We start from the raw sequence: 5,016 nt of genomic DNA, 5'->3' as shown, positions 1-5,016 counted from the left end.
GCGGATGCTGTTCCGTATCATCATCCCTTTATCAATGCCGGCGCTTGCCACACTTACACTTTTCTACGCTGTATACCAATGGAACACTTATATGCATGCCATTCTCTATATCACCGATACAACAAAATGGCCGATCCAAGTGCTTCTGCGACAAATCGTAATGGTTTCGCAAGCTGGCTTTGTTGAGCAAGGAATGGTAGCGGGAGAGCAATCTATTCCGGCGGATACAGTCAAGATGGCGGTAATCACGGTAGCGACCTTACCGATATTACTAGTTTATCCGTTCTTGCAAAAGCATTTCTCTAAAGGGGCCCTCTTGGGCTCGGTTAAGGGATGATCGATAGGGAGGAATAGAAAGTGAACAAGTATTGGATAGCTAGAAGAGATGAGATTCGTGAAGGGGAATGTAAGCTTGTCACGATAAAGGGCATTGAATTTGGGCTATTCGAGGTACGGGGACAAATAGTCGCTTGGAGAAATGTATGCCCGCATTTCGGTGCTCCGGTGTGCAAGGGAACGATTACGAGTACACGATTACCTTCACAGGTTTATGAATATAAATTAGGTCGTGAAAATGAAATTTTACGATGTCCTTGGCATGGATGGGAATTCGATCTGACGAATGGGGAGCATCTGGTGGATCCCAATGTGAAGCTAAGACGGGGCATTCTGGAGCATGAAAGCCTGGAAAGAGGTGAGATAGAATTAATTAAAGAGGACATTTATCTCCTGCTCTAAAGCTACACAAACAAGCGATTAAATGATGGGGCGTCTATTGCGTCAGCATCTTTTAATAAATAAAATAGAAAATAGAGTAAGGGAGGAATTGATTTGAAGAGGGTTGTAGGTAATAAAATGTGGGTTCTGATGCTATGTCTGATGCTGATGGTTACAGTGGTATTGTCGGGATGCGGAAATGCGGAAATAGAGGATACTGGAGATAGCACTAAGAGTCCTGCAACTGCTACGAKTCCTTCAACAACTGCGGGTGCTTCGACGGATGTTGCTACGGAAGAAATTGTGAACGTTTCCATGATGAATATTTATCACACTGACACGGCTCCAGCGGACGATGGTGCGGTAATCAAGTCGATTGAAGAGATATCTAAAGCAGACTTGAAAATGACGTATGTTCCTTCGAACGTATATGCGGAGAAACTAAATGTTACGATGTCATCCGGGGAAATGCCTCAGGTTATTATGGTAGATAATCCATTTATCACCTCGATTATTAATGGTATTGAGTCTGGGATGTTCTGGGATATTAGCCCCTACTTAAAAGAATTCCCTAACCTTGCGAACTTTAACGAACAAATGTTGGACAATTTGCAAATTGATGGGAAAATGTATGTTATCCCTCGTCCTCGTCCGCTTGTCAGAAATGGATTGATCATCCGTAAGGACTGGCTGGAGAAGGTAGGCTTGGAATTACCAACGACAATTGATGAATTCTATAATTTGGTGAAGGCCTTCAAGGAGAAAGATCCAGACGGTAATGGAAAAGATGATACTTACGGTATGATGTTATACGAAGGTGTTGTTCCTGCTGATATCTATTCTTGGTTCGGGGCACCGAACAATTGGAAATTCGAGGAAGGTAAATTCATTAAAGATATAGAGACAGCAGAATACAAAGAAGGTCTGAAATTTGTTAGGAAATTGTATTCGGAAGGGCTGGTCAATGCGAATTTTCCAGTTGTTGTTCGTAATGAAGCAAGAAAGGAATTGTACAACAATAAGGTCGGTGTCAGCCTAGAACCGCTAGATGCGGTCGTCACGTTCTACTATTTCCAAATGGAAGAAACCAAAAACCGTTTTGAACTGGTCGCTGGACATCCGATCGCAGGTAAAGCGTTCGCTACTGCAGGACATTACGGCGGAGCGATGATTCCAAAGACCAGCGTGAAAACGGAAGACGAACTCAAAAAGGTTTTGCGCTATTTCGATACCCAGAATAGTGCAGAAGCGACAGAAAAATTTACGAAGCTAGTGACTGAGAATGAAGAAAAGCCGGATAACGAGAAATTCAATATTGACGATTTGAAAAACCTTATTGTCAACGATGCGGCTATGTATCCACCTGGGCAATCCGAATTGAATGTGATGCTGAAATCAAGAATGGAAGAGCATGCAGATGTCAGTATCTCAGATCCGTCGATTGGGCTGATCTCTCCAACGCAAATAGAAAAAGGTGAACAATTAAAAACGATTCTTCAAGACGCGTCAATCCAATTTATTCTTGGTAAAATCGATGAAGCGGGTCTAGATGCTGTGATTGAGCAATGGAAGAAAATCGGTGGCAGTCAGGTAGCGAATGAATTGGCAGAGTTATATTCTCAGAAATAATAACGAATAGAGGGGATTGCGTCCACAAGAGCAATCCCCTTGTATTACTTTGATTATGGGTTGATAATTTAAATTAACGTGAATTTTGTATCGAGAACATTTCAGGAGGCTTACATGAAACGATTCAAAACACCTAGTTTCTTTAAAAGCCTTGTTCTTATTAGTTGTATACTGGGAATCCTGCCTCTGCTCCTGCTAGGTTATTTGTCGTACACGAAATCTGCGACGATTGTTCAGGAGGAGGTTACAGCGGGAAACCGACTTATTCTGCAACAGAACAAGGAACAGGTGGAGTCCCATCTGAGAACAATCGATACGCTTACGACCCAGACGATCGGAGGACCAGTGACGACAAACGCAGTTTCCATGTCTACTGCGCTCGATCTTCCCTACCAATATGAGTATTTAACGACGTTTAAGAGCTTGATTTATAAGCTGGTACAAATCCAAGTATTCGAGCTGGGCATTAATGATGTTCATCTGATCAGCTTTCGTAAGAACTGGCTAGTGGAGAGTGGGTCCGTGTACCCCATGGAAGCTCGAAAATCGAATAATGTGCAGGATGAATATCTTCGACAATTGAAGCAGCAGCTTACAGCCTACCGAGACGATCAGAAGCGTTCCTATTGGAAGTTAATTAAAGATGAGAAGTTAGGCTTTGTATTAAAGCTGATTAAACATATTCCTCTTAATTCCTCCGACCCCTATGGTTTGATCACGGTTAACGTTCCCATGAACGAGATAAGTAAACGTTTAACTGGGGGAGGGCAGCTGGGAACCGTTATGATTGTAGATTCCGATGGGGACATCCTCTCTCATATGAATTCTGATGAAATTGGGACGAATGTAGGGAATAGCACTTATTATATGGAGCTTTTAAAGAAGACTGAGCCTGCAGGATTTTTTAGCTATGAGATTAAGGGTAAGAAGTATGCAGTCATCTATAATCGGTCCTTATACAATCAATGGACTTACATTTCTCTAACCCCACTGGAAAGCCTCACTGAAAATTCGAAAATCATAAGAGGTTATACAATAATCGCGATTGGCATTCTTATTGTACTTGTTGTTATCACCTCAATTATTGTTTCCCTTCGAATGTATTCACCGATACGTCGAATTTATAGGTTCATCAAACCTGATGCCATACTGTTAAAGGGAAATGAGCTACAGTATATTGGTGATCAGGTTCAACATATGGTACAGTCGCAAACGAGAATGGTCGATGAGATCGAGAGCTTAAACAGGCAAGCACGCGTGTTCTATGTCATCAAGTTGCTTCTAGGAGATATTAAGGCGGATGAGCTGGAGGACAATCTTGAAAAGTATGGTTATCCGGTCGATTGGGATCAGTGGTGCATGATTGCCCTGCAAATTGATACATTAGAAGATACGCAATATTCGGAAAAGGATACTGACTTGTTGTTGTTTGCCATTCATAACATGGTTGAGGAAATCATTCCTACAGGCATGAGGCTTAGTCCGATCATTCAAAATCAGTGTCTGCTATTGTTTGTTGGCTCCCCCGTTGACGTCGCCATACCGCTTAAGGTATCAGTGTTCAATAATGCGGAAAGTATTCAGAGAAATATAAAGCATTACCTGAAATTAAAGGTCAGTGTTGGCATAAGTCGTGGCTATAGTCATTTCGTCCATGCGCCTGTTGCGCATCAGGAAAGCTTAGATGCATTAGCCTATCGAATTCGATTGGGACAGGAGTCCATCCTTTTTATTGATGAGGTTCAACCAGAGAAGCAGGTTCACTTTCGCTATCCTAAGGATATGGAGTTCCGCATTCTAGAGGCTGTCAGACAATTGGATATCGTACAAGCGAAAGAGGGCCTCGAGCAAATGGTTTCTCGTTATTTTGAGAACACTGTGAACCACTACGACTATCAAATATTCTTAGGTAGATTATTCAATAATTTGACGGGGATGGTGCAGGACGCGGGAGCATCTGTACAAGATATTTTTCAGAAGGATGTCTTTACATCGGATATCTTGCTAAGAATGCAATCTCCTGACAAAATTCAATCGTGGTTTGAACAAGAGGTTTTGATGCCCTTGATCAAATGGATGGAGGATAAGCAAAGAAAACAAGAGGTTAATATCTCTAAAGAAATAATTGAAGCTATTCATGAGAGTTATGATAAGGACCTTAATATTGAGCTCTTTGCTGCCCGCCTGAATTATCATCCTAGCTATATTAGCAGAGTGTTCAAGAAGGATACGGGAATTAACTTCACAGAATATTTATCGCAATATCGAATCGAAGTGTCCAAGAAGTGGCTGAAGGAAACAGATATGAAGATTTCCGACATTGCAGAGAAGCTGCGTTATAGCACAGCCTCCAATTTCAATCGTAACTTCAAGAAAATTGTGAAAATAACTCCGAGTCAGTATCGAGAGCAATTTAAATAGAGAAGGTATGATGATCTGCAGGATATGAAACAAATAAAAAGCATGGTTCATGCGGAATCGGTCAAACTACCGTAAGAGTAAGAACGGGAGGTTGAACGGTTGTGAGGAATAGAGGGTTAGGAACGGCAATTGCCGCCGTAGGTGCAGCTCAACTGCTAAAGCTGCCATTGCATAATGCCAAGTCAGGGAAATGGGATGCTCGTAATATGCTTGAATCAGGTGGGATGCCCAGCTCGCATTCTAGTGGTG

At 42.0% G+C, this 5,016-nt stretch carries 4 protein-coding genes and 1 pseudogene; all 5 read left to right on the top strand.

The annotated features are described in order from the left end of the window. Nucleotides 1–337: pseudogene (locus AC1DWN_RS27780) on the top strand (ABC transporter permease); the annotation flags it as partial. A 20-nt stretch (nt 338–357) separates the two neighbouring features. Beyond that, nucleotides 358–738, top strand: a complete 381-nt coding sequence (locus tag AC1DWN_RS27775) for a Rieske (2Fe-2S) protein (protein ID WP_477562121.1) — start codon at nt 358–360, stop codon at nt 736–738. A 93-nt stretch (nt 739–831) separates the two neighbouring features. After that, complete coding sequence (locus tag AC1DWN_RS27770; protein ID WP_477562120.1) at nt 832–2,346, top strand: extracellular solute-binding protein; 1,515 nt, start codon at nt 832–834, stop codon at nt 2,344–2,346. Nucleotides 2,347–2,460: 114 nt separating this feature from the next. Further along, nucleotides 2,461–4,767, top strand: coding sequence for a helix-turn-helix domain-containing protein (locus tag AC1DWN_RS27765; protein ID WP_477562119.1), 2,307 nt, complete (start codon nt 2,461–2,463; stop codon nt 4,765–4,767). Nucleotides 4,768–4,868: 101 nt separating this feature from the next. After that, the coding region (locus AC1DWN_RS27760; protein WP_477562122.1) for a divergent PAP2 family protein at nt 4,869–5,016 on the top strand (148 nt) is incomplete at its 3' end.

Source organism: Paenibacillus sp. P4_A7, from assembly GCF_056402455.1.
Note: the sequence above shows the minus strand (reverse complement) of the source record. Positions and strands in the feature narration are given on the sequence as shown.